Here is a 26,597-nt window from a genome sequence, read left to right on the forward strand (position 1 = left end):
CTCGCCCGATTTGCCTAAAGGACAGGTGGTCGTGGCTCCAGGGATCGCTTTCTCACTGCCGCTTCCGGCGACGCTGGGGCGTTCGGTCGAGGCGTCGCAACTGGTTACGGCTCACTACCGGCTGGATACTTATGTGTTCGAAACCAGCATCAGCGTGACCCCGGCGCGGCTGTTGGTCGTTGGCACCGACATGTTGGGGCGGCGAGCGATGACCATCGAATGGACCGGGACCGATCTGAAGACCGAGGCGGCGCCCTGGGTGCCCCCCGAGTTGCGTGCGCGTAATGTCATCGCCGATATCATGCTGCTGCACTGGCCGGAGAGTGCCGTTCGTGCCGGTTTGGCACAAGGGGCCACGATACGCGAAACGGACCCGGCGCATCGGGTGATCGCTGTCGACGGGCACGACATGATCCGCATCGACCGCACCGCCGGGACGCCGGGAAGCTGGTCTGGCCGCTGGACTTACCGCAACACGGGTTGGGGCTACGACCTGGACATCCAGTCCAGTGTGGCCGCCCCATGAAGGGTCCCCTGATGCGCCCCTTGGCCCTGACCGCGTTGGGCCTGGCCACGCCGCTGGGATGCGGCAAAGCGGCAACGGCGGTCAACCTGTTCTCCGGGTCGGTGGCGGGGCTGACGGAACGCCGCGATCTGCTGTTCGACCGAGCGGTGACTGTGGGCGTGGTCGATGCCGTCTTGCCGTCCGCGCGTCCCGTCGAGAGTGATTGTCGCAACAACCGCCTGATGCAGCTCGTGCTGGATGAGATCGCCGAACCGATCGCCCAGGCGGTGCAGCGGTACGGTTCGGATCGTATCGCGGTGGTGCTGGGGACCAGCACATCGGGCATCGCCGAGGGCGGCGCGGCGGTTGAACGACATCGCCATACCGGGGTTTGGCCCGAAGGATTTTCTTATCGTCAGCAGGAACTTGGTGGCCTGGCCCGGCATGCGGCAGCCTATCTCGGGGTGACCGGGCCGGCCTATACCGTGGCGACGGCGTGCTCCTCCAGCGCCAAGGCCTTTGCGTCGGCACGGCGGCTGATCCGCGCCGGGGTGGCGGATGCCGCGGTGGTTGGCGGCGCCGATACGCTGTGCCGGCTGACCCTGAACGGGTTTAACGCGATCGAGGCGTTGTCGCCGACCCGCTGCAACCCGTTCAGCCGCAACCGCGATGGCATCACCATCGGCGAGGGGGCGGCGGCCTTCCTGCTGGAGCCCGGCGACGGCCCGGTGCGGCTGCTTGGCATCGGGGAGACGTCGGACGCCTATCACGCCAGTGCGCCCGCGCCGGATGGGGCCGGTGCCGCGGCGGCGATGCGCCAGGCGCTGGCGGATGCCGGCCTGTCGCCTGACGATATCGGCTACGTCAACCTGCACGGCACCGGGACGGTGCTGAACGACGCGATGGAAAGCCACGCCATGGCGTCGGTCTTCGGCCGGCTGGTGCCTGCCAGTTCCACCAAGGCGATGACGGGGCACATGCTGGGTTCGGCCGGTGCCTGTGAGGCGGCGTTTCTCTGGCTGACCCTTTCGCCTGTCTATAATCCCGAGAGGCGGCTGCCGCCGCATCTGTGGGATGGCATGTCGATGCCGGACCTGCCGACGCTGAACCTTGTCGCGATCGGCGATCGCCTGCCGCCGGGGGGGCGGATGGCCGTGCTCAGCAATTCGTTCGCCTTCGCTGGCAGCAACGCCACACTGGTGCTTGGCCAGGGTGAGGTGGCGTGACCCGGCGTCAGTGGCCGGTGGCCGACCTGCTGCCGCACGCGGGGGCGGCCGTGCTGCTTGATGAGGTCATCGACTGCACCGATACCGGTCTTTCGGCCTGCGTGACGATCAGTCCGGACGCGGCATTCTACCAGGATGGCGGCGTTCCCGCCCATGTCGGCATCGAGTACATGGCCCAGGCGTGCGGCGCATTCAGTGGTGCCAGGGCTCTCCGCGCTGGGGAATCTCCCCGTATTGGATTTCTTCTCGGCACGCGGCGGTATCTGGCGACTCGCGCCTGGTTTCCGGATGGCGCTCGGCTGGTGGTGACCGTCGATCTGGTCTACCGCGACGACGAGGTTGGTGTATTCGATTGCCGGATAGGCAGCGGCGGCGAGGTCCTTGCCACGGCCCGATTGACCGTGGCCGAACCGAAGAATGTTACTGTGCTGCCCGGCAGTCAGAGTGGGGAGGAATGATGAGTAAAACGGTGCTGGTCACCGGCGCCAGCAAGGGGATCGGACAGGCGATCGCGCAGCGGTTGGCATGTGAGGGCTATCATATCGTCGTGCATTACCGGGGCGACCGGGCCGGGGCCGAGGCAACCTTGCAAGCCGTGCGGGAGGCCGGCGGCGACGGCAGGCTGTTGAGTTTCGACATCGCCAGCCGGTCGGCGTGCCTGGAGATGCTTGAGTCGGACATGGCGGCGCATGGTCCTTACTGGGGCGTCGTGCTGAATGCGGGGATCGCGCGCGACACCGCGTTTCCGGCCATGGAAGACGCGGATTGGGACGTTGTCATCGATACCAACCTCGGCGGTTTCTACAATGTGCTGCGGCCGGTGGTGATGCCGATGGTGTCGGCCCGCAAGGGTGGCCGCATCGTCACGCTGTCCTCGGTTTCCGGCATCATCGGCAATCGTGGCCAGGTGAACTACAGCGCGTCCAAAGCCGGGATCATCGGCGCTACCAAGGCGTTGGCGGTCGAACTGGCCAAACGCCAGATCACCGTGAACTGCGTCGCGCCGGGGATCATCGAGACCCGGATGACGGAGCATCTGCCGGCCGATTTGGTGCGAAACCTGATCCCCATGCAGCGCGCAGGCCGTCCCGCGGAGGTCGCCGGGGCGGTGGCGTTCCTGCTGTCGGATGAGGCTGGCTATATCACGCGCCAGGTCATCTCGGTGAACGGGGGCATCACCTGATGCGCCGCGTGGTGGTAACGGGGATCGGCGGGGTTACCGCGCTTGGCGAGGATTGGCCGACGATCCGCGCAGCCCTGCAGGAGGGGCGGACCGCCGTGCGCTTTATGGATGCGTGGTCGCGTTTTCCGGGCATCAACACCCGGCTGGCCTGTCCGATCCCGAGCTTTACCGGAGCGGACAGCTATCCGCGCAAGAAGACCCGCACCATGGGCGCCGTCTCGCGGATGGCGACCTATGCGACGGAGCGGGCGCTGACCGAGGCCGGGCTGATCGAGGACCCCGTCCTGACTTCGGGACGTACCGGTATTGCTTACGGTTCTTCGTTCGGCAGCCCGCAGCCTTACGTCGCCTTTGCCGAACTGATGACCCTGGGGGCGTCGCGGAAGTTGAACGCCACCAGCTACATACAGATGATGAGCCACACCGCCGCAGTGAATATCGGGCTGTTCTTCGGCCTGACCGGGCGAACGATTCCGACATCGAGCGCGTGCACGTCAGGCAGCCAGGCCATCGGTTATGCGTTCGAAAGCATCCGCCTGGGCCGAGCCGACATCATGCTGGCGGGTGGAGCGGATGAGTTGGACATTACTCAGACGGCGGTGTTCGACACGTTATATGCCACGTCGGTGCGTAACGACTCGCCGCGGTTGACACCGCGCCCTTACGACAAGGACCGGGACGGCCTAGTGATCGGCGAGGGGGCGGCGACCCTGGTCCTGGAGGAACGCGAGCACGCGCTGGCTCGCGGTGCCACCATTCATGCGGAACTTGTCGGCTTTGGCACCAACACCGACGGCAGCCATCCGACACAGCCGCGGGCGGAAACCATGGCGACCGCGTTGTGCCTGGCGTTGCAGGATGCGGGATTGCCGCCCGAGGCGATCGGCTACGTCAACGGGCACGGCACTGCCACCGAATGGGGCGACATCGCGGAAACCGTCGCCACCGCATCGGTGTTCGGCTCGCGTATCCCGATCCACTCGCTGAAGAGCTATTTCGGCCATACGCTGGGCGCCTGCGGTGCGATCGAGGCATGGTTGGGGATCGAAATGATGCGGGACGGCTGGCTTGCCCCCACGGCCAACCTGGAAACCGTCGATGCGCGGTGCGCGGAACTGGACTACTTGATGGGACAGCCGCGCCGGCTTCAATTCGAGTATTTCATGAACAACAATTTCGCATTCGGCGGGATCAACACCTCGCTGGTGTTTCGGAGGATGTGATGCGCGCTGACGGCGTGCGGGGGGTTTTTCCATTCCGGGCCGGCGATGGGTCTGCTTTGCATCGTCGGGGCGGGTCGCCGTCGCACAGCGGCTTCGTGCCGGAATCCCGCTTTGGGGTGTGGTTCCTGAACACCCGGACCTGGGCCGATCATGTGCTGAAGGTCGCTCTCGACGACCTGCGGCGGCTGATGGCGCATCCGGATTCGCACTATCCGGTCGTGTTGGACGCCGGATGCGGTCATGGACGATCGCTTCCACTGCTGATGGATGCTTTTCGGCCCGAACAACTGATTGGCGTCGACCGCGAGGATAAGGTTCTCGCCAATGCCCGGCCATTCGCGGCGAAAATCGGCCGAGCGGTGACGTTGATCCAGGGCGATTGTGCCAGGTTGCCGCTGCGGGACGGCAGTGTGGACCTTATTTTCTGTCACCAGACGTTTCACCACCTGGTGGAACAGGAACAGTGCCTGCGGGAGTTTCATCGCATCTTGCGGCCATCCGGGTTGCTGTTGTTCGCTGAATCGACTCGGTTTTATATCGAGTCGTGGATGATCCGGCTGCTGTTCCGCCATCCGATGCATGTCCAGCGCAGCGCCGATGAGTATCTGGCGCTGTTGCGCGCGGGCGGCTTCGTGGTGGCGCCGGACGCGGTGTCCTATCCCTATCTGTGGTGGAGCCGGATCGATCTTGGCGGCGCCGAACGGTTGTTGCGTATTCCGCCGCCGCGGCCGGGGAAGCGTGAAGAGACGTTGCTTAACCTGGTCGCGGTCAAGGCGGACGCGGTGTAGTTCGGCTTCAATGGCTCGCGGTCTTGTAGACGAAGCGATTTTATTATATTTTCGTTAACAATACGATGAAGTGTTCAAAGCATCGCGCCGGCAGTGGGAGCGTCACGATTCGGGGAGGACTATGATGCGGTATGGTCTTGCGCTTGTTGTCATCTTGCTGGCGGGCATCGGCTTTGCACCTGCCAACGCCCAGCCGGCACGCCAACCGGGCTCGGTTTTCAAGGACTGCCCCCAGTGTCCTGAGATGGTGGTTATTGGTCCCGGCTCTTTCACCATGGGAGAACTCGGCCACACCCGGCGAACACCGCTGCACGCGGTCACCATCGGATACACCTTCGCGGCCGGCCGGTATGATGTGACGTTCGATGAGTGGGACGCCTGTGTGGCGGATGGTGGCTGTGCCGGCTATCGTCCGGACGACCATGGTTGGGGCCGCGGACGCCGGCCGGTGATCAACGTGTCATGGGACAACGCGCAAGATTATGTGGCGTGGCTTGGTAAGAAGACCGGCAAGCGTTATCGCCTGATCAGCGAAGCCGAGTGGGAATACGTCGCCCGAGCGGGAACGGCAACGATATTCTGGTGGGGCGATGTGGTGGGTCAAGGTAATGCCAACTGTAACGGCTGCGGCAGCAAGTGGGACGACGAGCAGACCTCACCTGTCGGCAGTTTCAAGCCCAACGCGTTCGGTGTTTACGACACCGCCGGCAACGTGACGCAATGGGTAGAGGATCGCTGGAACAGCACCTATGATGGCGCACCGCGGGATGGCAGCGCGTGGGAAACAGGTGATCCGCTGCGGCGCGTGATGCGCAGCGGGTCCTGGTACAATAATGCCGCGACACAACACGCGTCATTTCGCAATGCCGATTCGCCTCACGTGCGAAACCCGAAGGTGGGATTTCGTGTCGCGGCGACGTTGTAGTCGGGGGTATCAGGCCGCCCCGGCGCTCGCTATAGCGGCCAGGAAGGCGGGTTTATCGAGCGCTTTGTCAATCGCTTCGCGCATCGTCCCCACGGCGACCATGCGAAGTTTGTCCACGGATCCGAATATGGCGACGTCCATGGCGAAAACGGAGCCATTCACATCGTCGGCGGTGACGCGATCCGAATAGACCGGCGTGCCGGTATGTGCGTTCGTGAGCGTGATTTCAAAATCCGCATGGGCTTCCCGGCGAACGTACTGGTTGCAGTCGAACCGATGGATCGTAATCGTCATTTCGATAGATTCGGTACTGGCTTTCGCGAGCATGCCACGGGCGGCCAGGGCATCGGAAAAAGCCTGGGCGACGACATCCTTGACCGGCTGGTCGGTTTCAAGGGTTTTCAGCGGATTGCCGTAACCGCCACGAATGGCACCAAGCCAGTGCGATCCGTTGGTACGATCGTCGACAACGGCCTTGATGGCAATCACCGGATGATGTTCGGCGGCTGGCAAAGCCTCGGCGGGCGGGGCGGAATAGGACACCGCGACTTGTCTTGTGACACAGCCGCCCAGCATTATCGTTAACAGGATCGCCGTGAACGAACGCAACATCATTCCGTCTCCCTAAAATCTTTATTGTTTCTGTATCGGATGATGCCGGAACCGCCGATTGAAATCCAGCCCCGTTTGTTCGGTTGGCGGCACGTGTCACCGCGTTCCTGTCCCCTGGCCGGGGAGCAAAAGCGGTTGTGATACCCTGACACGCGCAATGACCCTATAGTGATCCCGTGCCGGGATATTGGAACGATTACCGAAGAATTGCCGGCATGGCGATGGAGAAAACATGAACCGGACGGCAACCGCCGCTGTGGAATTGGGCGTTTTGAGACCGATCTTTCAGCATCTTGGCCGTCTGGCCGGTTTTTCGCGTATCCTTGGGCCGCGGGGGAAGAACCGAAAGCCGACCGTGCGTTGTATCCTGGCGGCTGTGCTGTCCCTGCTTGCCGGGTGCGAAAACGCGCGTTTCAACCTGCCTGGCGCGCCGGGTGACCCGGCATTGTATGCCTCGATTTTTCCGTATTATATCGAGGTTTGTGCGGTGTCGGGCATGAAGAAGAAGCCCGGATTTGGTTTCGAATATCGAGGTGGACCGGGTGGCCATGCGGTGGCGTACCTGAACGGCGTGTGCCGGGATCCGAAACAATCCTATCCGACGGTCCAACTGTGCGACGATAGCGAACCATCGGCGGACTCCGGCGTGGGTCTTAGTTCCAACGGCCATTTCAGCAATGCGGTCTGGGTGGCCACGCCTGGCCGGGATTTCTTCTTCAACGGTGTGTTGCGGCCGGGCGAGGGCGTCACGCTCGACTCCTATCGCCGTACCCAGGTGCGGGCGCAGCAACTCGGCATCCTGGACGGCGTAAAGTTTCACAAAGAGGTGTTCGACGACATGCCCGCCGGCATGACACGACACGACTTCATGTATGAGGCGTCGGTTGCCAGCGACTACGGCATCTCCCTCGGCCGTGGCCGGTTTTGCGCCCGCCTGCCGGTGGACCAGGGGCAGATGCAGCGTGTGGTCACCTACCTCAATGCGCAAAATGCGCAGTACCGTGATGGTAAACGGGAATTTGAAATGACGGTCCTGGGCGACAACTGCTCCCATTTCACCCACAATGTGCTCGCCGCGGCCGGCCTGTGGAATGAATGGCCGATCGATCGGTTCGTCCTGATCTCGGCGTTCTCATTCCCGGTTCCGAAAAACGAGTTCGTCAACCAGATCAGGCGGTCCAACGACCTGCCGCTCGACGACCCGGTCGCGCTGTTCCGCGACGCGGCCACCCGCCAGGCTTTGCAGCGTGGCGACTGGTTGCCGGACGGACCAGGAGCGATCGCCACGGCGACACCGATGCAGGAAAACAATGAGATTTACGATACCGATGTGAACCTGATCTTCTATGACAGCCCGATCCCGGGGTCGTTTCGACGGTACTTCGATCATATCGTCGCCGATCGGCGGTATACCGATCTTACGGACAATCTGCGCCACTTCGCCGCGATTTATGCCCGGGTCGACGCGGACCCGAGGCCGCCGGAATGGTGGCTGGTCCATGAGGGTCTGCCGACCCGCGACATCCCGTCCTTCATGGCGTTCGACAGATCGTATCGTGCTTATATCGATCGCATGAACCGGCGCACCAACCTTGCGCTGATGGCGGTGCGGCAGGCCACACGGCCCGTGGTGCTGACGGCCCGCGATCCCGGCGGCAGGCAGGCTGACTGAATGGTTTCCTCGCGATAGAGCGGAGGATGAACGGTGTTGGACGAAATCCTTCCATGATTGACGGATGGTGCTTTTGGCACATACCCCTTGGGGCAAGGTCATGGTAGGAATTTGGGGCAGCGCGGAGCCATGATGGCCCCAGGTATGCCGGTTATCGTTTAAATAGCTGAAAATAAAGGATGCGCCCTTAGCTCAGTTGGATAGAGCAACAGCCTTCTAAGCTGTGGGCCGGTGGTTCGAATCCACCAGGGCGCGCCATCTTTTCAATTTCTTACGGACCATGATGTGAAATGATGTGTCAGAATTCAGGGTGTTTTGACACAGGTTTCGGCACGGGCTGAAAGCGGGTTATGCCCATAGGGGCGCGGGCAGCCAAATAGCGGCCCCTCAGCGAGCCGAATGGGCTCCGGCGATTTCGAGGACGCGCGCGACCTGGTCGGGTGTGAGGCCGACCTCGGCGGCGATGTTCTGGTGCAGCGCGCTCGCGTGCGCTTGCTCGGCCTGCCGGATATCGCGCGCATCGAGCATGTCTTCCCACGCGGCGATTGCGCCTGCCGCGACTTCACCGCGCCTCGGAATATACGTGTCGAGGATCCGTCGTGTTTGCTCAATGGAATGGCCAGAGACAGCGGCGATCTGCGCATCGGTGGCACCCGACTCTGCCATCCTCACCATCGCGGTGCGGCGCAGATCTCGGCGTTGAAGGCCAAGGTCGGCGAGTCCAGCTTTCTTCATGGCGCCGTCCCAGGCGCGAGCAAAATTGCGGTATTCCCATTCGTCTCCCGCCTTCGGGGACGGCACCAGGAGGCCCGACCTAGTCGGAGCGTCGCGCAGAATGACGGACAGGCGCTTGTGCACCGGCACCCGAACGAGCTCGCCCGTTTTGCTTTGGTCGATGAGGTCCACCCAGAGCTTGCCGTCGTCCTTGCGGACGAACGTGCCCCAGTCCATCACCATGACGTCTGACGGCCGCTGAGCCGTGTAAAACAGCAGGCCCGCCGCCACCTTCAGCCGCGGCGGCGCGTGTTCGATGAATCGCTCGATTTGCTCCGGCTCCCAGACCTCTTTCCGCGGTCGGACTCCGAAGTTGGCTTTTGCCTTCAGCGCTGGGTTAGCTGGCAGAACCCCGAGGTCCACGCCATGTTGGAGGGTGATACAGAGCTTGTTGACCAAGCCCTTGGCGACGGTGGGCGTCATCGGGCCTTCCTCGCCCTTCTTGAGCCACGGCTTCTTCTCGCCCGGCTCGCGCCTAGGAGCGGCGGCAATCTCCTTGCTAAGGGACTCGCGGAACGCAACCACGACCGGTCGCGTAATGTCCGCCACGTTGCTGTTTGCGAACCGCTTGACGAGCTTGCCGACGTAAAGTCGGTTCAGGCCTTGCGCTTTGGCCGCCAACCTGCGGAACGCGTCTGACGTCAGGTAGGCGGCAGCCAGCCCCTCAAATGTGGATGTCGGCAGTGGCGCGGCCTTCACATCGCCGTCGAGTTCATCCGCCCGCCGCTTAGCTTCCGCCTCATCGGTTCCGACATGCTTTCCGGTGGCGCGATGATACCAGTCAACACGCACGACAATACCGTTCGCGTTCTTGCGCGGAACCTGCTTCAGTCCATGTAATCTAGGGCGCGCCATCCATTACCTCATCGATTGAACCTGGCCAGCAGTGTAGCCTCGCCTGCTTTCTGCGCAGCCACATCGGCCTGCACCGGCGCAACCGCAGGCGCGATCCCCGCCATATGATCCGCCGCCTTGTCAAGAGCTCGTACATCCCAGGTCATGGCGCGCCCTGTTCTTCCCCGGCGCAATGGCGCAGGCCAGCGACCATCGGCGACCTCCTCACGGAACGTAGCCACCGATACGCCTACGTACTCTGCCGCTTCGGAAATCGCCAGGAACCGGCGCACTGGCAAAGGCAGGGCGGTCGCCGGACGTGGCCGTGGGAGCGCCTTGAGCCGGGGACGCTCGGGCAACGGCGGCCTGACAAGGCCCATACGGGAAGCCGCCATCCCAAGAGTGGCGGCAGTGCAAATAGCGGAGGGGGGAGGAAGATTGATAGCGGATAGGATCGACATGGCCTAGTCTCGTTCACGGGTATGTGAACGAGGATGACCCCGCGTGGAAAATTGTCCAACGGAATTTGTAGTGTGCCCACAGAAAATAATGTGAACTCGTAGAGTAATGTTGACAAAGGCTTTCATGAGCCCGCGACGAGTCGATTGGATCGCCCTTGCATCGTGTTGACTGCTACCCTGATCCCCTGCTACCAAGCCACCAGGTAGCCCGATCCCAGGCTACCTTGGTAGCGAGATAACGACATGAAGGTGGTTGCGGTCGAATCGTCAAAGGGGGGCACCGGAAAAAGTACGCTTTCGATCCACCTAGCCGTGGCCGCCGAGGCCGTGGGCTTGGTCGTCGCCCTGTTCGACTTGGACCCCCAGGCATCAGCAGCGGTGTGGTCCGACCATCGAGGCGAGGCATTCCCTGCCGTCGTGCCCGCTCAAGCTCCCCGACTACGCGGACTCCTCAGGCAGGCCCAAGATAAGGGTGTCGACATCGTCATCCTCGATACGCCGCCCCATGCCGACGGCGTGTCGGCCGAGGCAGGAGCGGTGGCCGACCTGGTCCTGATTCCCTGCCGTCCTTCATCCCTGGATCTGGGTGCCGTGGGGGCCACAATTCGGGTGGCGAGGACGGCCGGGACGCCGACGTGGGTCGTCATCAATGCGGCACCGGCGCAGGGAGTAGAAGTCGCAGAAACGAAGGCGGCCCTCGCAGATTCGGGCGTCTATTTTGCACCGGTGGTGATCCATCAACGGAAGGCCTTCTCTTCGCGTCTTCACGAGGGCCGAACCGCCGGTGAACACGAACCCCGCGGGAAGGCGGCCGCCGAAATCGAGTCCCTGCTGGCCTGGTTGCTTGCTGTTATCGGGCTACCAGTGGACCAAGCCAGCGCGGTAGAAAGTAATCCTGCTACCGTGGTAACTGGCCACCTGGACAGCACGGTAGCCCACCCATGAAGCCTCCCCGGAAACCCCTCTCTTTTGATATGGGTGAAGCTGCTCCGGAAGCCGAACTCCGGCATCCAGTTGCCGCTCATGTTCAGCCGCAGGCGGCGCCGCCTATTGTCGAGCGCCAACAGCTTGGTGTCCGGATTTCCAAGGCCGTTTATCAGCGATTGAAAATCCACGGCATCAAATCAGGTGCTCGCGACCAAGACCTAGTGGAGCGCGCCATCGTTGAACTGCTCGAGCGGGAGGGCGGCTGATTCAGGGGCTTCTGCCCTCGCAGATTGTCGTTTCTAGCCCCCTGAGGCGTATCATTGTCACAGGGGAGACCGCATCATGGACAGCGAATATCACACCGCCGACCGCAAAATCAGCGTGCCAACATTGTCAACATTGGACGCCTATCGTTGCCGAGGCGTCCGTCTCTTTGCTCGTTTCCGGAACGAACTCGGCTGCGATGCGGACGACATCACTGCCATGGATTTCGCCACCTGGCTCCTGCGTCTTCGGCCGACGCTGCGTTCATCAAGCTGGCGACTCTATCGAGCGGCCGCCTTGCACATGATCAGGGGCATGCCGGGGGATGAAGTCGAGGCGGCCGTGGCGCTGCTTAAGGCGCCTGCTCCTTGCCCGCAGCCGACTGTGAAACGGGGTTCTGCCCGCAAGGAGAAATTGGTTCGGAAGGCCGACCTCGACCGGGTCCTCGCTGACCTGAGGGTCGCTTCGCGATCGCGGCTCGCGCCAGTTCTCATCGACTGGCTGTGGGCAGGCGTCTTGACCGGGTTGCGCCCTGGCGAATGGCGGGCGGCGGCAGTCGTTGTCGAGGACGGCCGGGTGCTGCTGATTACAGAAAACGAAAAAGCAACGAACGGCAGGGGGCTCGGGCCAACGCGCACACTCGACATCTCGGCGTTCTCCCGCAGAGACCTGGAGTGCGTGATTCGGATGGCGGCCGTTGGGGCCAGGTGGTCCGTCGATGGGATCTTTGCAGACCAACAGGCACAATGCGGCGCATTGCTGCACCAGGTCTGCCGTCGCCTGTGGCCCGGCCGCGAAAGAGGCTATGCGCTTTACAGCTGCCGCCATCAGTTCACCTCGAACGCTAAGGCCGCCCTGCCAATCGAAGAGGTCTCTGCGCTGCTCGGCCACATTGCCACGAAGACGGCTAACCGACACTACGGCCGCCGCCAATCAGCATGGTCGCCCAAGGATCTGCCGCCCCTGCCGCGCCCGCTGCCGTCTGCAATTGCGCAGGTCCGCCGGAACGCGCGGATGTGCCCCTTCTCCGCGAAGGCCGCCTGAGGAACTCCCGTAGGATGCCAGGTCAGAATTCGGGATCACTGACCACGTTACCCATCATGCCGCGCAACACATTATAGCAACCGTGCAATACTTTTTCGGAATTGTGCAACACTTTTTCGGAAATCAGTTGCACCGTATCTGCACCGTAAACATACGGTATTCTACCGACATAAATCGGTCCAAGGACCGCAGGCTGTCGTCAAAATACGGCATTTGTACCATAACTCATTGAAAATATTACTAACTACCTTTCGCGGGCGCGTGTATTTAGGCGCGCTGGTAGTCTGATCGAAGAATTCTGAAGCGGTCGTGCGCGGGGTTCTTGCGGTATGCATGAGGCCCGCTCACAGTAAAACGGCCGGGGGGAGGCGCGCCAACGCCCACGATCCCCGGCCGATCTACTTCACACGGTGCCAAGCATGCAGCCATATAATGCAAAGATCAACGCTGATCCAGCCGGTTGCGTCGGAAAGGAAACGTTGGCAGCCCTTTATCCGTACGACGTCCGGACTGGCATGCGGACCGGCGGCCATCCTGGGAAAACCTTCACGCCGAATAAGACCGTTCCATTCGGGAACCACCTGTTCTTCCAGGCCGAGCCGATTGAATTCTCCGGGCCACGCGAGATGCACCAGATGCTCGTGGGCCTTGCCGAGGAGGGGCGGGCTTTTGTTGTCCGCGGCCAGCGGGCGCACCGGGGCGATTATCTTCGGCGCACGAAAACTGGGAAAGGCACGTGCCCACCTGGCCTGAAGTCGGCGAGGCTCCATTGTTTGCCCATTGATTGCGACAAATGGGCAAACTTAGCTGGCCTGGATCCGCGCACGGACCCACAGGCTGCATGGAGATGGATGATCGCAATCCTAGGAGACGAGTTCTCAGGGGTGACGTGTTCGGCCCACTGGTCTTCATCGTGTTGTGCTCTGACGCCCGTCGGGGAGGCACCTGCCACCTTGGACGCAAGGTTCTGGTTCTGGCTCGACGAACCGCTGGGCGAACAGGGCGTCCGGAGTTTGCTGAAGCGGTTGGATGCCCACGTGCGGGCGCGCCTCGCCGAAATGGGCGCCTCGATCGCCAAGGGCCACCGGCTGGTGGATCCAAAAGTCGCTGACTGCCAGCAGCCCATTTATCTGGCACCCCCGCGGTTCCTCGACGGCATGACCGACCCGTTGCCGGGCAAGCGGCACACACTCATCGAGGGCAGCCGGGACGCCGTGTCGCTAATGGCCTGCCGGAGCGGCCTTCCGGAACTCGAAATCGCCGGGCCATCGGCCGAGCGAGACGTGCCAGCAACGGAAAAGGCTGCGAAAGCGCCGCGCGTCCGCAAGACCTTGAAGGCGCTACACGACGTCATCCCGCTCGCCGCCAGCGCTCGGTTGATCGCGGCCGAGCGAGAGGCGCTCGATGCTGCTATAAGAGGCACCGGCTCGTCTGAATACCGGTCGGCATGCGTGAATCTTTACTATCGGCGCGCCGCCCTGGAAATGGCGGCGCTAGCCATCCATCGAGGTGGACTGCCGGTCGGAACACGAGATTTGCACTGCACGATGATCGCCGCGGCCTACGTCGCGAGCCTGCCGCTGGGGATGACCGCCGAGCGGGTTCGCAGAGAGCTCCGGGGGCTGCTTGTGCCGGTAGTCGGCGACGACTGGATTGATGGCGAGTGGGAGGTAACGGCCGATGCGTCCATCATCGGCCGTTACCTGGCTGCAAGCCACGGCGAGAAGGCGGCGAGCGGCAAGGGGCTTCGCTACACGTACGGCAAACAGCGTCTCATCGAGGAGTGGGAGCCGACATATGACGAGGTTGTGGCTCTGGGACTTCGTTCGCTGGCGACGGACGCTGACCGGCTGGCGGCCCAACGTAACGCCGCTCGCCAGGCCGTAGGCAACAAGACAAAAGACCAGTGGCTCGCCGCGGCCCGTAGGCTGGCGCCTCGGGTGCATCAGCTGAAAGCCGAGGGGATGTCAGCTCGCGGCATCGGCCGTGAGCTCGGAATGCCGATATCCAAGATCCTCCGTCTGCTCGCCCTGGACGCTGAGACGGTTACCGTGCTGGCCGAGAAGGGATCGCCTGAGGTTCAGATGTCTGATCCGCTGCTGGGCGCTATCGCATATCTGGTTGCTTCCCGGGGCTTCGAGATGCCAGAGGAGTTTGCAGACGCCCTCGGAGAACCGGTGGCGCTGATCACGGCGACTATGACTGGGATGGGACTTATGCCGGGGCTACCGGCCGCTGCCTAGTGTTGGTGGAGAACGGGCTCGTGGAGGGCAACCGGGGCTCATGGGCGGCTTTCTGTATACCGGCGCTGGTTTCCTGCCGGGTCAGGCTTTCCTGGCCCGGCAGGGCCTCCCTGTGGCTCTCCCAGCCTCCCTCCTGTACATATCTCCAGTAACCGATAGATCTTTGGCATCCCTTCTTCTTCTTTCTTTCTATAGAGGCCGACGCAACCCGGATCACTCGGTAGCTTCCGGTAGCCCCGGCAGCTACCGAGTGTTGGTGGAGAACGGGCTCATGGAGGGCCACCGGAGCTCATGGGCGGCTTTCCGTATACCGGCGCTGGCTTTCCTGCCGGGGCAGGCTTTCCTGGCCCGGCAGGGCCTCCCTGTGGCTCTCCCAGCCTTCCTCCTGTACATATCTCCGGTAACCGATAGATCTTCGGCTCCCCTTCTTCTTCTTTTCTTTCTATAGAGGCCGACGCAACCCGGATCACTCGGTAGCTGCCGGGGCTAAGCTCACTGTTCCTCTTCGCTTCAGGGGAGCGTGTCCCAGACGAAACCCCACAGCATCGCCAGAAACCGGTCGACGGTCTCGACGCTCTCGACCGGCTACTCATCGGTGCCACGCGTGGTAGATCAAAGCTCAGAGACGGAGCATCGTGCTTTCGCACTATCGAATGCACCCGGTCTGCTTCGAGGAAATCGAGCAACACTTCAGCACTCTGCTGCCGTGGCGGCCCGCCGATCGACGTGGAGCGGTGGCGGAGGTGCATAGGGGCGAGTTGCGGCGCGTATGATGAAGGATGTCGCCGATGAGACAGATAATTTTCGTAGATATCGATGGCGTGCTGCTTTCTGGCGCGGCATGGGCCACTTTGCCGCGCAATAGTGAATTACAGCGGCGAGCTTCCGTGTCCGGTTACGCTCAACATGAGGTATCCGCGCAAGCTGGGTTTGACCCCATCGCAATTGCGATGCTCAACAGGCTCGCTGAGCGGGCAGCCGCCGAACTCGTGATCTCGAGTATTTGGAGGTACAGCGTTGGCTCGGTTGATACGAGAACCAAGCTCATCGCGGAAGGCATTCGTGAGGAATTATTCCACGTCGACTTTGCCTGCCCGCTAGCGTCGCCAGCTAACAAGCGCCGAGACATCCTGACCTGGCTCCGAAAACACGGCAATCCAGACTACGTGATATTGGACGACGAGGTTATTTATGGGATGAATCAGGTTCTGTGCGATCCAGTCGCAGGATTCGGTGTTCGGGAATATCGAGATGCTGCCACCGCGCTCGGTTTCCAAGACCACGTGATGAGCGCTAAACGTTGATGGCTTGCTGCTTACCAGCACGGCCAAGTTTGCGACGGCTGGTCAGGGAAGCGTTCATCGGCTGTTTCTCACTTGGATCTGCCACTCTCCGCTACTTGTTCAAGCGGTCGCGTTCGATTGACTCAGCCAGTCGGCGCATGGGGACCGACACCCGGCGGGTGCCGTATTCCCATTTTTTGTACGCGTGAAGATGTACGCCCAGCACTTCCGCGGCCGCAGCCTGTGTCATGCCGATCCTGTGTCGCCATGCGGTGATCTCCTCCTTCGTCCACCCTTGAGGATTGGACGAAGGGGTGGACGGCGGTTGCATAATTTGGCCTCCTTCCAAAACGTAGTCATTGACTACCTACGAGATTTTCCCCATAAAGTAGTCATCGACTACCGTATAGGATGCAAGCAACCATGGTGGCAACATCTGTATCCGTCGTGTTCGCTAAGGTTGACGGCGGCCAGCCGTGCGACATCACTCGCACACGGATCGGCAGGCAGCTGAAACGGCTGGCGAACGGCCTCATTTCGATCTGTGAGGACTGGCAGGCTTTCGAGGACGCGGTATTGGATCGCGCGGAGGAGATCGGCGGTCACGACCTCAAGGTCGACGGCAATGTGCTGTTGATTTTTTGTGTCGACCTGACCGCTGATGCTGAGTTCGATGTCCAAGCATGGCAAGAGGGTGAGGATCTGATGGGACTGTCCTCAGATAAAAACTTGACCAGAAACGGCCTTTGAGGGTGGTGCATGAATGGGGTTAAAAATTTGTAGTCGGAACCCCTTTATATCTTGCGGTTAGGCTGGACTGGGGAATTGACTTGCCTGCTGGACGCCTTCATCGCATTCAGCGGGTTGTGCCATCAGGTGCGTGCTGAACGCCAGGGGTCACCGGCTCTTGCGGCGCGTCTCCCAGCGCTCAACCAGCGCCTTGCTCTCGCCCAAGCAGACTGTTGATGGCAACTGGATCAGATCCAGCAGATGTGTCACGTTCACGGGTATCGGAGATCCGAAGGAGACTTCTTTTCTGATGGTGCCGGGCCGCCCCCGGCCTCTGGAGCAAATGCGACCGTAATGTTCGAATCTGATAACAGCCGCAGCATCCTAACGCGCAGCCTAGTACGTACCAGCGCTGCCGCGGACACGTACGCGCAGCGCGCCAAGAGGGCGCGCCAGGTCGGCGAGCAGTGGGAAGCCTATGCACACCGACTGGAGACCCGAGTTTCTGACTTGGAGCTCGCGCTTTGCGTGAAGACGGCGCACGCCGGGGGCCTGCAGGCGTACCTCGATGAGTTCAAATCGGCGCACCCGAGAAGCCCTGTGCTCGCCGACAGCGGCAAGCGGTACAAGAAGTCGGGCAACCTGAAAACAGTTGGGAGCCTGCTCTACGAGCGGACGTTCGACCGAATGGCCGTCGAGGCTGGCATAGCCAGTCCCTTAGAATATCGAGCCGACTGATCGGATGTGGCGGGGCCTTTCGGCCCCGCCCTCAGGGTTCTGGCTGTTCGGTTGGTCGTTTGGTTCCGCCCTCGTCTCCGCCGGTCGGCGCCTGCTGGCCGCCCTTCTCGTTGCTCGGGCCGCGCGTCATCGAGCGTGCGGCGAATGATGTGCCCGTATTTCGGACAAAACTTCCAACTGCGGCGAACACATTATGTGTTTCCCCATGCTCGCCTCGCTCAAGATCCGGCGCACCCATGATGTGGGCGGCCATGCTCGGGATTTGATGCACCAGCGACATGCACCTGACCGCCAACTGATAGTGCATGTAAAGTAAAATAGCGAGCATTGTCATAATGCCGACAATACCAATAATGTCATTCCCCTGGCTGGACAGCATTGCTAGCGCAAATGTTTGGTTCAAGTACCCCGCCATTACTGCGAATAGGATGTTCGACAGTATAAGGCCGAACAACAGCAGGGGAGGCCGTGTCACGGCGTGGAAAATGATAGTGTAGATGGCTTTCTGTGGTCCGTCTATCAGTTCCTGGCCATCATAGCGTAGGTGAAAAAACGCTGCGATCGGCGCCACGACCACCAGTTCTGCCGCCAGCGTCGCAGAGGCCAGCACTGCGAAAAACCACATGATGTATGGAATCAGTGGCAGAACGTAAGCGTTGATGGCACCGAAAACCAGCAGGCTGCCGACAACAGCGTCAACAAATGTCGAGACCGCTTTCAGCCCTTCAAGGGCGCCCGCCGGGACGGCTGACACCAAAGGCCCAGCAATCGGAATCGCTTTTGCCCCTTCCTCGCCGGTGGCAGCAGCAACCCGAAGTCCAACGTAAGTGACGAAGAGGGTTTCGCCCGCAACCAGCGTCGTATTTCCTAGGCCGACGATGTCGCCCATCGGATTTACGGGGTCCAAACTGGCCAAATTCGTCACGCCTCGCGCAATCATGTCGCCTGGTACTTTCAGCAGCAGCGCGAGTGGGTTCCATGACTGAAAATCCTCGCGCACCTGCACGTCGCCGCGCGTCGTGTAGGCAGTCTCGTTGCTGTCGCGGATCAGCAGTGCGAGACCCTGCAGAGCGCTGTTCATTCGAGCGCGACTATCTCTGGTCAGGAGATCCATCTGTACCGACTGCACAGCTGGCATAGCGCCCGCTGCCTGATCTACGGCCGCAGCGGACAGCCTCGTCAACGTAAAATTGAGAGCACCGGCGGAGGCCCAGCCGAGTTTTTGGGCCGTGGCGGCAAAATTGGCGCGACCTGAAGTATCAAGTGCCGCGGCCATCATTTTGACGTCGGTCGTCATCGTGCTCTGGTATGCGGCAGCGGCCGTCAGGACCCCGGAGAGCAAGGATCCGGCATTTGACGGGGGAGCAGCAGGTGCACCAGGCGAGACCGCGTCAGCAAGTGCCTGCGGAAGACCAGAGGCGCGAACCGAAGTCACGAAACTGGTCATGGCCGACGTGCGTGCTTGGTCAAATGCGGCGTAGGCGGCTATTTCCTCCTGCGATGAGGCCGGATCGTTCACATTTGCAGCCGTTTCCGCCGTGTTCGCGATTGCGCTGGCACTGGTCACGAAAGAGTCCAGCGTCAGGCTGCCGCACAGCGGCCCGTAGTCCCATACCGTGCCAGAGCCGCTCGGCGTGCCTGATGTCGGCGGCAGGGCGTACGCTTTCCCGCCAGGGTTCGTTGGACTCGCGCCACTCTTAAATAGGCCGATGATCCACGAGCTCGTACCATTTGAGACTTTCGACATCTGGCTGTCGTATAGGGTTGCTACTTGGGCACAAGTCTCCGCCTGCAAAACTTCTGAAGCTAAGTTGTTCGCGAGGTCAAGCTGGGGCGGCACAAGAGTCGCCGCGCTCGTCGGACTGAGCATCGTTTGCACATAAAGAGCCCAAAGATCATTTGTCACTCCGTACGACCCAATGATCATGATCAGCGCGATCAGTTGCGCGCCGCAGTACCCTTTTACCGGCGCCAGCATGGTGGCGCCCAGGCACACTCGAAGCGGTGCGAAGAATGTGTGCCAGCGGTCACCGAGTACCTTGCCGCTATGCGCCGTATGTACTAAACCAATCACAGTAAACCACGCGAGTGAGAAAGAACCAAAAGCCAATAGAATACTGTTGACTAGCATAAAAAGAGGTTCCAAGGCATCGGTGTCGCTCGATGTGCCACCCCATGCAAACGCCGCGCCGGAGAACATCCGCTGAAGCCATTGAAGGGACAGGTCATTAGCGTGCGTTGCTTGTGTCGTCCACGAAGTCCACTGCTGGATAGTCTGCGCCACGGCTGAACCGGGCGTACTGCTAGCAATCGTCGTCTGCGCCACGGCGTGCGGCGCCAGCGCTGCGGCGACGATCAACGCGAGCGGGATGGCGATCGCTCTCGCGCCAAGCCAGGCCGCCGGGCTTCTCAGCCATTCGTTGATCGACAGCGAGCGCGACCGGATCACGTGAAGGTCGAAGCTCGACCGGGCGGCCCGAAGGAGCATGGGTACTGCAAAAATCCAGGGCAAAGAATGGTCGAGCGCGGGCAGCGCCGTGTGTCCGATCAGCCCAAAGCTGGGCGCGAGGATCGCGTACGCAACGCAGGTCACAGCGATGAGGAACCGGATTACGAACCGGCGTTCCGCCGAATGCTCGAGCTGCGGCAAGTCTGCTTCGGTCACCCCATTCGCCTGCATCGCCTCGGCGAAGCGCTGACGCGGGTCGGCGATCTGGGCCAGTCGGTCGGCCTGCGGTCCCCTCGGCTCCGCCGCCATCGCAGTCGTCGCCATGGTAGCGACGCCCTGCGTATCGCGCTCAAGCACAGCCACGTGCGCGTCCAAAGCGGACATCGGATTAGCTGGCCTGAGAGCCAGCCGGACGGCGCGTCGAATAGGGTTCAGAATTTCAGAGGACATTGTTCGCCTCCTTATGCATGGAGCGGCGCTTCGCCTTCATTACGACGCCTCCTCCCACGATGGCGGCGATCACAGCAAGGAACGGCCACGCCGCTGGAGTGAGCAGGACGTGCCAGAGCATCCTTCCAGCTACCGGCGCGGTCGCCACGACAAGGCAGATCAGGGTTGCCGCGCCCAGGAGCAGCTGCACTTTATTGCCGACATGGCTGGCACCCGCGCTGAGCCGCTCCAGAGATGACGGTGTGTTCGGAAACCGGCGGATCAGGGGCCGCCACGCCGTATGTGTCATCCAACGAACCACTGACCAGGTCAGCCGCAGCCCGGCTGACAGCATGGCGATAGAGAGCGCCATGTCCAACAACATGATGGCGTGACCACCGACCGTTGCTAACCACGCCACTCTCACGGTCTCGGGGCTGTTGCCCAGGTGGGCATCGGCCAACAGCATGTGCGCGGATCGGTCGCCGAAATCGGCGAGCACCAAGCATATCATCAGGCCAAGGACGAGAACACCATAGGCCACATCGCGAAAAACTTCGCGCGCGGTCTTGCCGAGCCAATGCAAAAGAGTCGTTGTCAACGAAGTATTCAAGGTGCCGCCCTCCCGTTGATGTCCATTTTGTCAACAATTGAACCCGAGACATCCTCTACAATTTAGGATTGATCGGAAGACGGTCGATGTGCAACACTTTCGTGCGGATTATTTTGAGAGGCCATAAATGGATAATTTGTTGACACTACTTGGAGAAGCCCGTGCTTATGTCAACATTTACTCGGCTGGCCGCCCGCAGCCAGGCTCGGCGACTGCGCGCGCGTACGACCAAGCGTATCAGAGGTGCTTGTCCGGGATACACGACGATGACGCGGCCGCGGCGACCGAGCGGTGGAGACGTGCCGCGATCAGGCATGGCGCGCTTCGGCGTCTGCGCAAAGCGGTCGAGCCATTGGCAGATGCGGTAACGTGCGGTGATCGGACCGCTGCAGAGCTTGCGGCAGCCTCGGTTCGGGCTGCCCTTACTATACTATATCGACACCCGGCCGGTGTCCCGGGACGAGGTCGCCGGGCAGCCCCGGTCCCAGCCATCTGACGGAGACCAACGTCGCTGAGGCGAACTGATGACCGCAATATCCATCCCCATGATTCGCCGTCGTCTCATTCCTGATAAACTACATTGCCTCATAGTTGGCCGTTGTCTCCTCGCCTGAGCGATCATTTCAATATGGCTGAGTACGTGTTCGGCTCTACCGGTGCGCACCGGATCTGCCGCGGCCTGTTCACCGAAGTTCGGCGTTGGCTGGAACCGAGACCATGATAATGCCTACGGCGCCGGACCGGAACACGGTAACACGTGATCAATAATGCAGGCGATCGCGTGCAGACAGGTCTGGACTGCGGGCAACGACCGTTCAGCATGCACACCAAGCCACCGGAGGGCCGCCTGTGGATCTCGGCGGCCAATTCGCTCATCGGGGCCATAAATATGCCGGGCGGCCGGTCGGGTTCAATTAAGGCGTCTGGACGGCTAATCCTGTTTTGAATCGTTGTTTCGCCCGATGACATGGCGGCGTTTGCTCGGCAAATCTCTCTCGCTTGGTGTTATACTACTCCTCCTTCCGCCGGGCCCGTCCTCCGGGTCGCCGCGGTCCCCTGGCAGGCTTCCGAGAGGTTTCCGTCACCCCTCCGGTAGCCGGTCCAGTCCCGAAGCGGCCAGTCGCTACGCCGTCCGCATCCGAAGACGTTCCTCCGCCGACGAGGACAGCCACCTCGTCGCCGCTCAGGGAACCGCGTTCGAGAAGCATCGCGGCCACACGCTCGACGACATCGCGATGACGTTGCACGGTCACCTGCACCAGATCTTCCGGGAGCCAAGCAACGTCTGCTGCGAAGCCGATGCAATGGCGGCCCTCCGCGAGGGCGTCGGCAATCATCTCCATTTCGCGATCTCGCTAGTATTTTCTCGGCTCTTCGCTGGGAGCCAATGCGAGCCAGTCCCCTGCGCCCCAGTAATCGTTTTCTTGCCCATCGCTAAAACGCTTCCCGTGACGCATCCTCGCCCCCCAGGCGTCCCGTGCGTGTTCAACCCAATCCTGTGCCGGGACGCGGATGACACAGACGGAACCGTCACGTCCAGCCTGCTCGACTGTGACGCCCGCTACTTCCAGAGCTCGCGCCAGCAGCAGCCATGCGGCGACATGGGCAGGGTTCAGGGGAGTCGCAGCCCCAATGTCATTTGTTGACCCGTCCCTTAGTCTGACTTTAAGCGTTTCGGAGAAGTGCGCCATCAGACCAGTCCCCTCACGTCACGAGCCGCGAGGGAGGGGTCGTGGTCGGCCCGGTGAAACAGCTCCGCAACGACCGGGTCGTTATAGGGGGAGGCGAACCCGAGTTCGAACGGCTGACCAGGTCAGAAATGATGTCGAGGGACGAGACCATTAAGGGGCTTCCGTTAATCAAGCGAAACCGCCTACGGCAATGCCGTCCAGATAGCTGAGCACGTCTTCGGCCCGGCCTCCGCGCACAAGATCCCCGGCGGTTTTGCAGCCGAATCCAGGGATGGGCTGCGACCGAAACCATTCGAAGGCTTGCGGCGGCGACCCGCACCAGGCCAAGACGCGGTCAATGATGTGCGCGACCTCGCTCAGCCCAGCCTGAACTACAGGAGATACCCAATCCGCGATCGCAAAGGTATCAGATAGGGGCGGTCCGATGGCGGCCGACAATTCGCTCCTAGAGACCGAAAGCACGCGGGCCAGCCGGTCGCCGTCAATCAAGCCGTCAGGGCCGCTCACGTCGTGTAGAAATGTTGATTTGCCAGATGCCGTGCTCGCCCCTCATGCGAAAACCGATCTTCGACGCATGGGGTAAAGTGATCAGAGACCGTCAAAGCCGCGCATTTTTCTCAGTCGTTGCGTATATGAATTATGATATTCTTCCAAGAACCGCTCGACACCAACGTGGTCGGAACGGCGCGGCGCGGCTAGTCGCAAATGTCTGGCCATCTTCTGTGCGATGACCCAGTTTCGGTCGTCGTTGACGCCGGGATAGTTGGGGTCAACTGCCAACAGCAATCGAAGGGCGATGCGCCCTTCTTCATCCAAGTCCCGTGCGGTGATTACCTGGCCGAGCGAATAGACACGCCCGCTTGAGGTTCGAGCACGGTCGGCTGACTCCGTGAATTCCACAATGGGCGTCGAGAGGACCCAGGAGAGACCCCCAGTGTTGGGGTGCCAGGTGGCGTATCCGAACAGGCATTCGTCACCAATCGCATCGACCACCATCCATTGCGTCATCGTCGCGGTGATCAGAGCGTCAGCAAGAGGAGGCGTCATCACAACCACCATTTACTGGACCGCGTCGACCTAACTTATTACGGAACAACATCTGTAAATCCCCAGGTACGCAGGGCATACGCAAGATGGGCTCGAAGCTCCGGATCGAGCTCAGGCTCGTCACGAGTTCCAAGCAAATAGTTCTGCCCGGACCAAGTCCGTATCGCACGCGCCGTCAGATCGACGGCCACGATGGAGGATGTGATCCACGTGTTCCGAAGCCGAACACGACAGGCGAGCGCATGGATGTCGACGGCGGATCCAATACGAATCGCAATGAAGCTCCAGAGCTCCAACATGTCCTGTGGCGGCCCGACGGTCCCGACAACACTTTCGATCTCGACATCGCTCGCGTGCGTCACGGACACCGGCTTACCGCGATAGATCGCTTTGAACAAAATGTCGGCGTCGATCATTGATCCACCTGGCAGTGCTTCGGGTTCGCCATGCCTCATCCACCATTTCCGTCACGTCGCCGTCCGGCTGTACGTTTGGCCTTAAATGCCGAGATGCCGGAAGTTCTTTGGGCTTTTATTGCCTGACTTTCCGCTCGGAATGCTTCCGGTTGGGGAGGGGATGAGCGTTCAACAATCGAATGTACCCGGCCAATCTGGTCGCTTCGGATGCGGCGCGCAGGACATGGGAATGAAGGGCCGAGGCATCGGCGGCGACCCGGCGCCAGATGCCTTCATCACTTGCATAGGCTCGGATCAGCGTGTGGGCATCTCCAACTGATAAAGAGAAGTCCTCCCCAGCCGCTTCATGGACGATCTTCAACCATTTGATTACCGCCAAGTGGAGTTCCGCAAAAACCTTCACGCCCTCGAGGGCAACCCGAAGCGCAGCAGTGAACGTCGTCGGATCCAACCCTAACGGATCGGGCTGCAATCCGTGCCAGCCGCTACTACTGCGATGCCGATTCAGAGACCAGTCCTCCCACTCGGCCTCGGGCATGACAAGCCATGAGGCCGTCGGACGCCCATCAAGGTATGCGATGGCTACTTCACGCGCATAGGGCCGGTCATAGATGTGCTCGATGCTATCCACATGGATAACCGCGCGCTTCCGCCATCTGTCCGACCGTGGACGCCGGTAGATGCTCAGAGAAGCGACGCCACTCTCCGAGTAGTCGGAGGACCCTTCCCTGGGGTCTGATGGGCGCGTACGTGCCGCGTCCTCGGATATGTGTTGTTTCGACATCTGGTGCCCCGAGCGTGAAGGCGCCAACCCAGAGTTGTGTCGGCACTCCGAATCGGCTGCTGACTGGAAGACCATATGTCAGAGGGGGGCATCGGTCAAGCGGAAACTGTTCTTCTGATATCATACTCTGAATCAGGAGTACCGACTTTGCGTTACCCAAACACCGATTGTATGTTGTTTTAATGTTGACAAGGATTTCGTCCTGGACACAGCCCGCCGAGTTTTCTGTCACCTTGTCCGGTGGGTAAGGATTCAACCAGAATATCGGTCGGGCTACCGTTACCGCGTGCTCTTGCGGCAGCGCGGGCGCTTGTCGGCATAACGCAGCGTAAGCTGGCAGCCGAGGCCGGGCTGTCTACTGGTTCGGTAGCACGTTATGAGGCGGGCATTTCCATGCTTCGGGCCGACAACCTCGGAGCCATCGTGGCCGTTCTCAAACGGCACGGTATTCGCTTCCTCGAAGAAACCGACGAGGTGGAGATGGGGGTGATGCTACTTAGGCGCGATCTTCCCCACGAGTGACGAGTATGGCTTGAAGTCTCGCCCGGCAGCGGTGCGTGGGTGGTTGAGGTCCTGAAGTCAAATGTGCGCCGCAGACCACGGCCGTCAGCTGAAAGGGAATACCCATCCGCAGGTCTGTTCGGGCGCCTTCACCACCAGATCAACTTGAAATTCAACGCAGCGACGGCATCGAAGTTCACAAGCCCAACGGCGCCCGCGGGAACAATTCATGGAATTCGATGGACACATTGACCTATGCCCAGGCGATGCGCTTGTATCACACGTCGATAGCTTTGGAAGGGCCGCCGACGGGCAGTGTCAAACGTAAGATGACACTACCGCCTGTTATGCAGCATTCGGCTGGTCACCTCATCCTCGGAGCGAACACGCCACGCATCGAGGTTTGAACCGGTGAAGGGGCGGTCACCAAGAGGCGACCCGCCGCCGTTACCTTCCGTCGTTATTCGGTCACGTTCGCTGATCGATCGGCCCGATGTGTGATTGAGGCGGACAAGCTTTCACAGCTCCATGCTGGCCGCGGGGAGAGCCCGAAGGGATACGCGGGCTTTCCGGTGAAGACTACTGAGCATGTGCGCATTCAAGCCGCGGACCGTCCTCTATTGTGCGCGGGTTTCACCACCGTATTGGGCGCATTTGACCAGGCTCATGCCGAACTGGTGCAAACCTACCAACTAGGGGGCGGGCGCAGGAAGAAGTGGCTCAGGATGGCGACGACTACGGAGGAGTTTCCGAGGCGTAGAACAGTGTTGGGGTCGCTATCATCACATCTCGTTGCGACTGTTGACAACGCGCGGTGACCGGTTACCTGATGTGCGCCCACGGGACGAGCCGATAAGCCATGACGAGATTCAACTACTCTGGCCGATCAGTACCGGTGCGCGGCGGCGGCTACCTCACTGTTAAGGTAAGAGATCACCACGACTTCAATTTGCTTCAGAGTCAGACATTATATTGCCTTGAAGCGGCTCTGGGACACTTGGCGATGGTCAGCGGTCGTTTGAACCAGTATCCCCTTCATCCGTGGGTATTGGAATTCGCAAAACGATATTTTCTGGTGAACTCCAGAGACCACTACATATCGACTTTGCAAACCGGCGTCGCACAGATCTGGACCGGCTTGAAAGGCGACACGACTATTAAGGCGGGTCCCATTGACCGCTTGAACGAGACAGCCGGGGAGGTGCGTAGGAGGCGAGTCTACGATGATCTACCGCC

Annotated in this window: 27 protein-coding genes and 1 tRNA gene; 18 read left to right on the forward strand and 10 right to left on the reverse strand. The window is 61.1% G+C overall.

What is annotated here, in order from left to right; all coding sequences use genetic code 11:
* The first annotated feature begins 31 nt into the window (after positions 1–31).
* The 7 genes from GSQ89_RS36925 to GSQ89_RS36955 all read left to right on the forward strand — a co-directional run bounded on the left by GSQ89_RS36925 (position 32) and on the right by GSQ89_RS36955 (position 5,850).
* On the forward strand, positions 32–526 hold the full coding sequence (locus GSQ89_RS36925; protein ID WP_158933103.1) for a DUF3261 domain-containing protein: 495 nt from the start codon (positions 32–34) through the stop codon (positions 524–526).
* An 11-nt stretch (positions 527–537) separates the two neighbouring features.
* The gene (locus GSQ89_RS36930) at positions 538–1,731 is read left to right on the forward strand and encodes a beta-ketoacyl-ACP synthase (protein WP_254073556.1); all 1,194 of its coding nucleotides are present in this window, start codon (positions 538–540) and stop codon (positions 1,729–1,731) included.
* Positions 1,728–2,189: a hotdog family protein gene (locus tag GSQ89_RS36935; protein WP_158933104.1), complete on the forward strand. Its 462-nt coding sequence runs from the start codon at positions 1,728–1,730 to the stop codon at positions 2,187–2,189. Before GSQ89_RS36930 ends, GSQ89_RS36935 begins: the two co-directional genes overlap by 4 nt.
* A complete protein-coding gene (locus GSQ89_RS36940; protein ID WP_158933105.1) occupies positions 2,189–2,914 on the forward strand; it encodes a 3-ketoacyl-ACP reductase FabG2 in 726 nt (241 codons plus the stop codon). The genes GSQ89_RS36935 and GSQ89_RS36940 overlap by 1 nt, the downstream gene beginning before the upstream one ends.
* Complete coding sequence (locus tag GSQ89_RS36945; protein ID WP_158933106.1) at positions 2,914–4,137, forward strand: beta-ketoacyl-ACP synthase; 1,224 nt, start codon at positions 2,914–2,916, stop codon at positions 4,135–4,137. The genes GSQ89_RS36940 and GSQ89_RS36945 overlap by 1 nt, the downstream gene beginning before the upstream one ends.
* Positions 4,137–4,925: a class I SAM-dependent methyltransferase gene (locus GSQ89_RS36950; protein WP_158933107.1), complete on the forward strand. Its 789-nt coding sequence runs from the start codon at positions 4,137–4,139 to the stop codon at positions 4,923–4,925. Before GSQ89_RS36945 ends, GSQ89_RS36950 begins: the two co-directional genes overlap by 1 nt.
* Before the next feature lie 124 nt (positions 4,926–5,049).
* Positions 5,050–5,850 carry a formylglycine-generating enzyme family protein gene (locus GSQ89_RS36955; protein WP_158933108.1) on the forward strand — a complete coding sequence of 267 codons (801 nt, stop codon included), beginning with the start codon at positions 5,050–5,052 and terminating at the stop codon, positions 5,848–5,850.
* A 9-nt stretch (positions 5,851–5,859) separates the two neighbouring features.
* On the opposite strand, the gene GSQ89_RS36960 is transcribed toward GSQ89_RS36955, so the two are convergent.
* On the reverse strand, positions 5,860–6,393 hold the full coding sequence (locus GSQ89_RS36960) for a hypothetical protein (protein WP_158933109.1): 534 nt from the start codon (positions 6,391–6,393) through the stop codon (positions 5,860–5,862).
* Positions 6,394–6,817: 424 nt separating this feature from the next.
* Between GSQ89_RS36960 and GSQ89_RS36965 the strand changes: the two genes are divergently transcribed.
* A complete protein-coding gene (locus GSQ89_RS36965) occupies positions 6,818–8,134 on the forward strand; it encodes a hypothetical protein (protein ID WP_158933110.1) in 1,317 nt (438 codons plus the stop codon).
* Positions 8,135–8,315: 181 nt separating this feature from the next.
* A tRNA-Arg gene (locus GSQ89_RS36970) sits at positions 8,316–8,392 on the forward strand.
* Positions 8,393–8,521: 129 nt separating this feature from the next.
* On the opposite strand, the gene GSQ89_RS36975 is transcribed toward GSQ89_RS36970, so the two are convergent.
* Positions 8,522–9,763 (reverse strand): tyrosine-type recombinase/integrase, encoded by a 1,242-nt coding sequence (locus GSQ89_RS36975; RefSeq protein WP_158933111.1) that lies wholly within the window; start codon positions 9,761–9,763, stop codon positions 8,522–8,524.
* A gap of 683 nt (positions 9,764–10,446) precedes the next feature.
* On the opposite strand from GSQ89_RS36975, the gene GSQ89_RS36980 reads away from it, so the two are divergent.
* The 3 genes from GSQ89_RS36980 (at position 10,447) to GSQ89_RS36990 (ending at position 12,438) form a co-directional block, all read left to right on the forward strand.
* Complete coding sequence (locus GSQ89_RS36980; RefSeq protein WP_158933112.1) at positions 10,447–11,148, forward strand: AAA family ATPase; 702 nt, start codon at positions 10,447–10,449, stop codon at positions 11,146–11,148.
* Positions 11,145–11,396, forward strand: a complete 252-nt coding sequence (locus GSQ89_RS36985) for a hypothetical protein (protein ID WP_158933113.1) — start codon at positions 11,145–11,147, stop codon at positions 11,394–11,396. Before GSQ89_RS36980 ends, GSQ89_RS36985 begins: the two co-directional genes overlap by 4 nt.
* Positions 11,397–11,472: 76 nt before the next feature.
* Positions 11,473–12,438: a hypothetical protein gene (locus GSQ89_RS36990; protein ID WP_158933114.1), complete on the forward strand. Its 966-nt coding sequence runs from the start codon at positions 11,473–11,475 to the stop codon at positions 12,436–12,438.
* Between the two features lie 398 nt (positions 12,439–12,836).
* On the opposite strand, the gene GSQ89_RS36995 is transcribed toward GSQ89_RS36990, so the two are convergent.
* Positions 12,837–13,133, reverse strand: coding sequence for a hypothetical protein (locus tag GSQ89_RS36995; RefSeq protein WP_158933115.1), 297 nt, complete (start codon positions 13,131–13,133; stop codon positions 12,837–12,839).
* 258 nt (positions 13,134–13,391) lie between these two features.
* Here GSQ89_RS36995 and GSQ89_RS37000 point away from each other — a divergent pair, with 258 nt between their 5' ends.
* Positions 13,392–14,681 (forward strand): hypothetical protein, encoded by a 1,290-nt coding sequence (locus GSQ89_RS37000; RefSeq protein ID WP_158933116.1) that lies wholly within the window; start codon positions 13,392–13,394, stop codon positions 14,679–14,681.
* 788 nt (positions 14,682–15,469) lie between these two features.
* Positions 15,470–15,985 carry an HAD domain-containing protein gene (locus GSQ89_RS37005; RefSeq protein WP_158933117.1) on the forward strand — a complete coding sequence of 172 codons (516 nt, stop codon included), beginning with the start codon at positions 15,470–15,472 and terminating at the stop codon, positions 15,983–15,985.
* Between the two features lie 91 nt (positions 15,986–16,076).
* Here the strand turns inward: GSQ89_RS37005 and GSQ89_RS37010 are convergent, their stop codons facing one another.
* Positions 16,077–16,295 (reverse strand): DNA-binding transcriptional regulator, encoded by a 219-nt coding sequence (locus GSQ89_RS37010; protein WP_158933118.1) that lies wholly within the window; start codon positions 16,293–16,295, stop codon positions 16,077–16,079.
* 92 nt (positions 16,296–16,387) lie between these two features.
* Between GSQ89_RS37010 and GSQ89_RS37015 the strand changes: the two genes are divergently transcribed.
* Entirely contained in the window at positions 16,388–16,714 is a 327-nt protein-coding gene (locus GSQ89_RS37015; protein ID WP_158933119.1) for a hypothetical protein, read from the forward strand.
* Between the two features lie 333 nt (positions 16,715–17,047).
* Positions 17,048–17,431 (forward strand): hypothetical protein, encoded by a 384-nt coding sequence (locus GSQ89_RS37020; RefSeq protein ID WP_158933120.1) that lies wholly within the window; start codon positions 17,048–17,050, stop codon positions 17,429–17,431.
* Between the two features lie 31 nt (positions 17,432–17,462).
* Here GSQ89_RS37020 and GSQ89_RS37025 read toward each other — a convergent pair whose 3' ends face one another.
* From GSQ89_RS37025 to GSQ89_RS37050, 6 genes are all read right to left on the reverse strand, one after another.
* Positions 17,463–20,330 (reverse strand): DotA/TraY family protein, encoded by a 2,868-nt coding sequence (locus GSQ89_RS37025; RefSeq protein WP_158933121.1) that lies wholly within the window; start codon positions 20,328–20,330, stop codon positions 17,463–17,465.
* The gene (locus GSQ89_RS37030; RefSeq protein WP_158933122.1) at positions 20,320–20,922 is read right to left on the reverse strand and encodes a hypothetical protein; all 603 of its coding nucleotides are present in this window, start codon (positions 20,920–20,922) and stop codon (positions 20,320–20,322) included. The genes GSQ89_RS37025 and GSQ89_RS37030 overlap by 11 nt, the downstream gene beginning before the upstream one ends.
* A gap of 1,859 nt (positions 20,923–22,781) precedes the next feature.
* Complete coding sequence (locus tag GSQ89_RS37035; RefSeq protein ID WP_158933123.1) at positions 22,782–23,102, reverse strand: DUF2384 domain-containing protein; 321 nt, start codon at positions 23,100–23,102, stop codon at positions 22,782–22,784.
* Between the two features lie 99 nt (positions 23,103–23,201).
* The gene (locus tag GSQ89_RS37040; RefSeq protein ID WP_158933124.1) at positions 23,202–23,660 is read right to left on the reverse strand and encodes a hypothetical protein; all 459 of its coding nucleotides are present in this window, start codon (positions 23,658–23,660) and stop codon (positions 23,202–23,204) included.
* Positions 23,661–23,698: 38 nt separating this feature from the next.
* Positions 23,699–24,076 (reverse strand): hypothetical protein, encoded by a 378-nt coding sequence (locus GSQ89_RS37045; RefSeq protein WP_158933125.1) that lies wholly within the window; start codon positions 24,074–24,076, stop codon positions 23,699–23,701.
* Positions 24,077–24,191: 115 nt separating this feature from the next.
* Entirely contained in the window at positions 24,192–24,707 is a 516-nt protein-coding gene (locus tag GSQ89_RS37050; protein ID WP_158933126.1) for a hypothetical protein, read from the reverse strand.
* Between the two features lie 393 nt (positions 24,708–25,100).
* Here GSQ89_RS37050 and GSQ89_RS39855 point away from each other — a divergent pair, with 393 nt between their 5' ends.
* Positions 25,101–25,382, forward strand: a complete 282-nt coding sequence (locus GSQ89_RS39855) for a helix-turn-helix domain-containing protein (protein ID WP_158933127.1) — start codon at positions 25,101–25,103, stop codon at positions 25,380–25,382.
* Between the two features lie 838 nt (positions 25,383–26,220).
* Positions 26,221–26,597, forward strand: a 377-nt coding sequence (locus tag GSQ89_RS38915) for a hypothetical protein (protein ID WP_216856624.1), incomplete at its 3' end; no start/stop codon positions are given.

Source organism: Acidisphaera sp. S103, assembly GCF_009765975.1.
Taxonomy (GTDB): domain Bacteria; phylum Pseudomonadota; class Alphaproteobacteria; order Acetobacterales; family Acetobacteraceae; genus Rhodopila.

Coding starts and splice junctions, on each gene's coding strand:
- GSQ89_RS37045 (WP_158933125.1), bottom strand. CDS start 24,076: ATGATCGACGCCGACATTTTGTTCAAAGCGATCTATCGCGGTAAGCCG.
- GSQ89_RS37040 (WP_158933124.1), bottom strand. CDS start 23,660: ATGACGCCTCCTCTTGCTGACGCTCTGATCACCGCGACGATGACGCAA.
- GSQ89_RS36980 (WP_158933112.1), top strand. CDS start 10,447: ATGAAGGTGGTTGCGGTCGAATCGTCAAAGGGGGGCACCGGAAAAAGT.
- GSQ89_RS36945 (WP_158933106.1), top strand. CDS start 2,914: ATGCGCCGCGTGGTGGTAACGGGGATCGGCGGGGTTACCGCGCTTGGC.
- GSQ89_RS36950 (WP_158933107.1), top strand. CDS start 4,137: ATGCGCGCTGACGGCGTGCGGGGGGTTTTTCCATTCCGGGCCGGCGAT.
- GSQ89_RS36975 (WP_158933111.1), bottom strand. CDS start 9,763: ATGGCGCGCCCTAGATTACATGGACTGAAGCAGGTTCCGCGCAAGAAC.
- GSQ89_RS36955 (WP_158933108.1), top strand. CDS start 5,050: ATGCGGTATGGTCTTGCGCTTGTTGTCATCTTGCTGGCGGGCATCGGC.
- GSQ89_RS36985 (WP_158933113.1), top strand. CDS start 11,145: ATGAAGCCTCCCCGGAAACCCCTCTCTTTTGATATGGGTGAAGCTGCT.
- GSQ89_RS37010 (WP_158933118.1), bottom strand. CDS start 16,295: ATGCAACCGCCGTCCACCCCTTCGTCCAATCCTCAAGGGTGGACGAAG.
- GSQ89_RS36940 (WP_158933105.1), top strand. CDS start 2,189: ATGAGTAAAACGGTGCTGGTCACCGGCGCCAGCAAGGGGATCGGACAG.
- GSQ89_RS36930 (WP_254073556.1), top strand. CDS start 538: ATGCGCCCCTTGGCCCTGACCGCGTTGGGCCTGGCCACGCCGCTGGGA.
- GSQ89_RS37015 (WP_158933119.1), top strand. CDS start 16,388: ATGGTGGCAACATCTGTATCCGTCGTGTTCGCTAAGGTTGACGGCGGC.
- GSQ89_RS37020 (WP_158933120.1), top strand. CDS start 17,048: ATGTTCGAATCTGATAACAGCCGCAGCATCCTAACGCGCAGCCTAGTA.
- GSQ89_RS37025 (WP_158933121.1), bottom strand. CDS start 20,330: ATGTCCTCTGAAATTCTGAACCCTATTCGACGCGCCGTCCGGCTGGCT.
- GSQ89_RS36990 (WP_158933114.1), top strand. CDS start 11,473: ATGGACAGCGAATATCACACCGCCGACCGCAAAATCAGCGTGCCAACA.
- GSQ89_RS37005 (WP_158933117.1), top strand. CDS start 15,470: ATGAGACAGATAATTTTCGTAGATATCGATGGCGTGCTGCTTTCTGGC.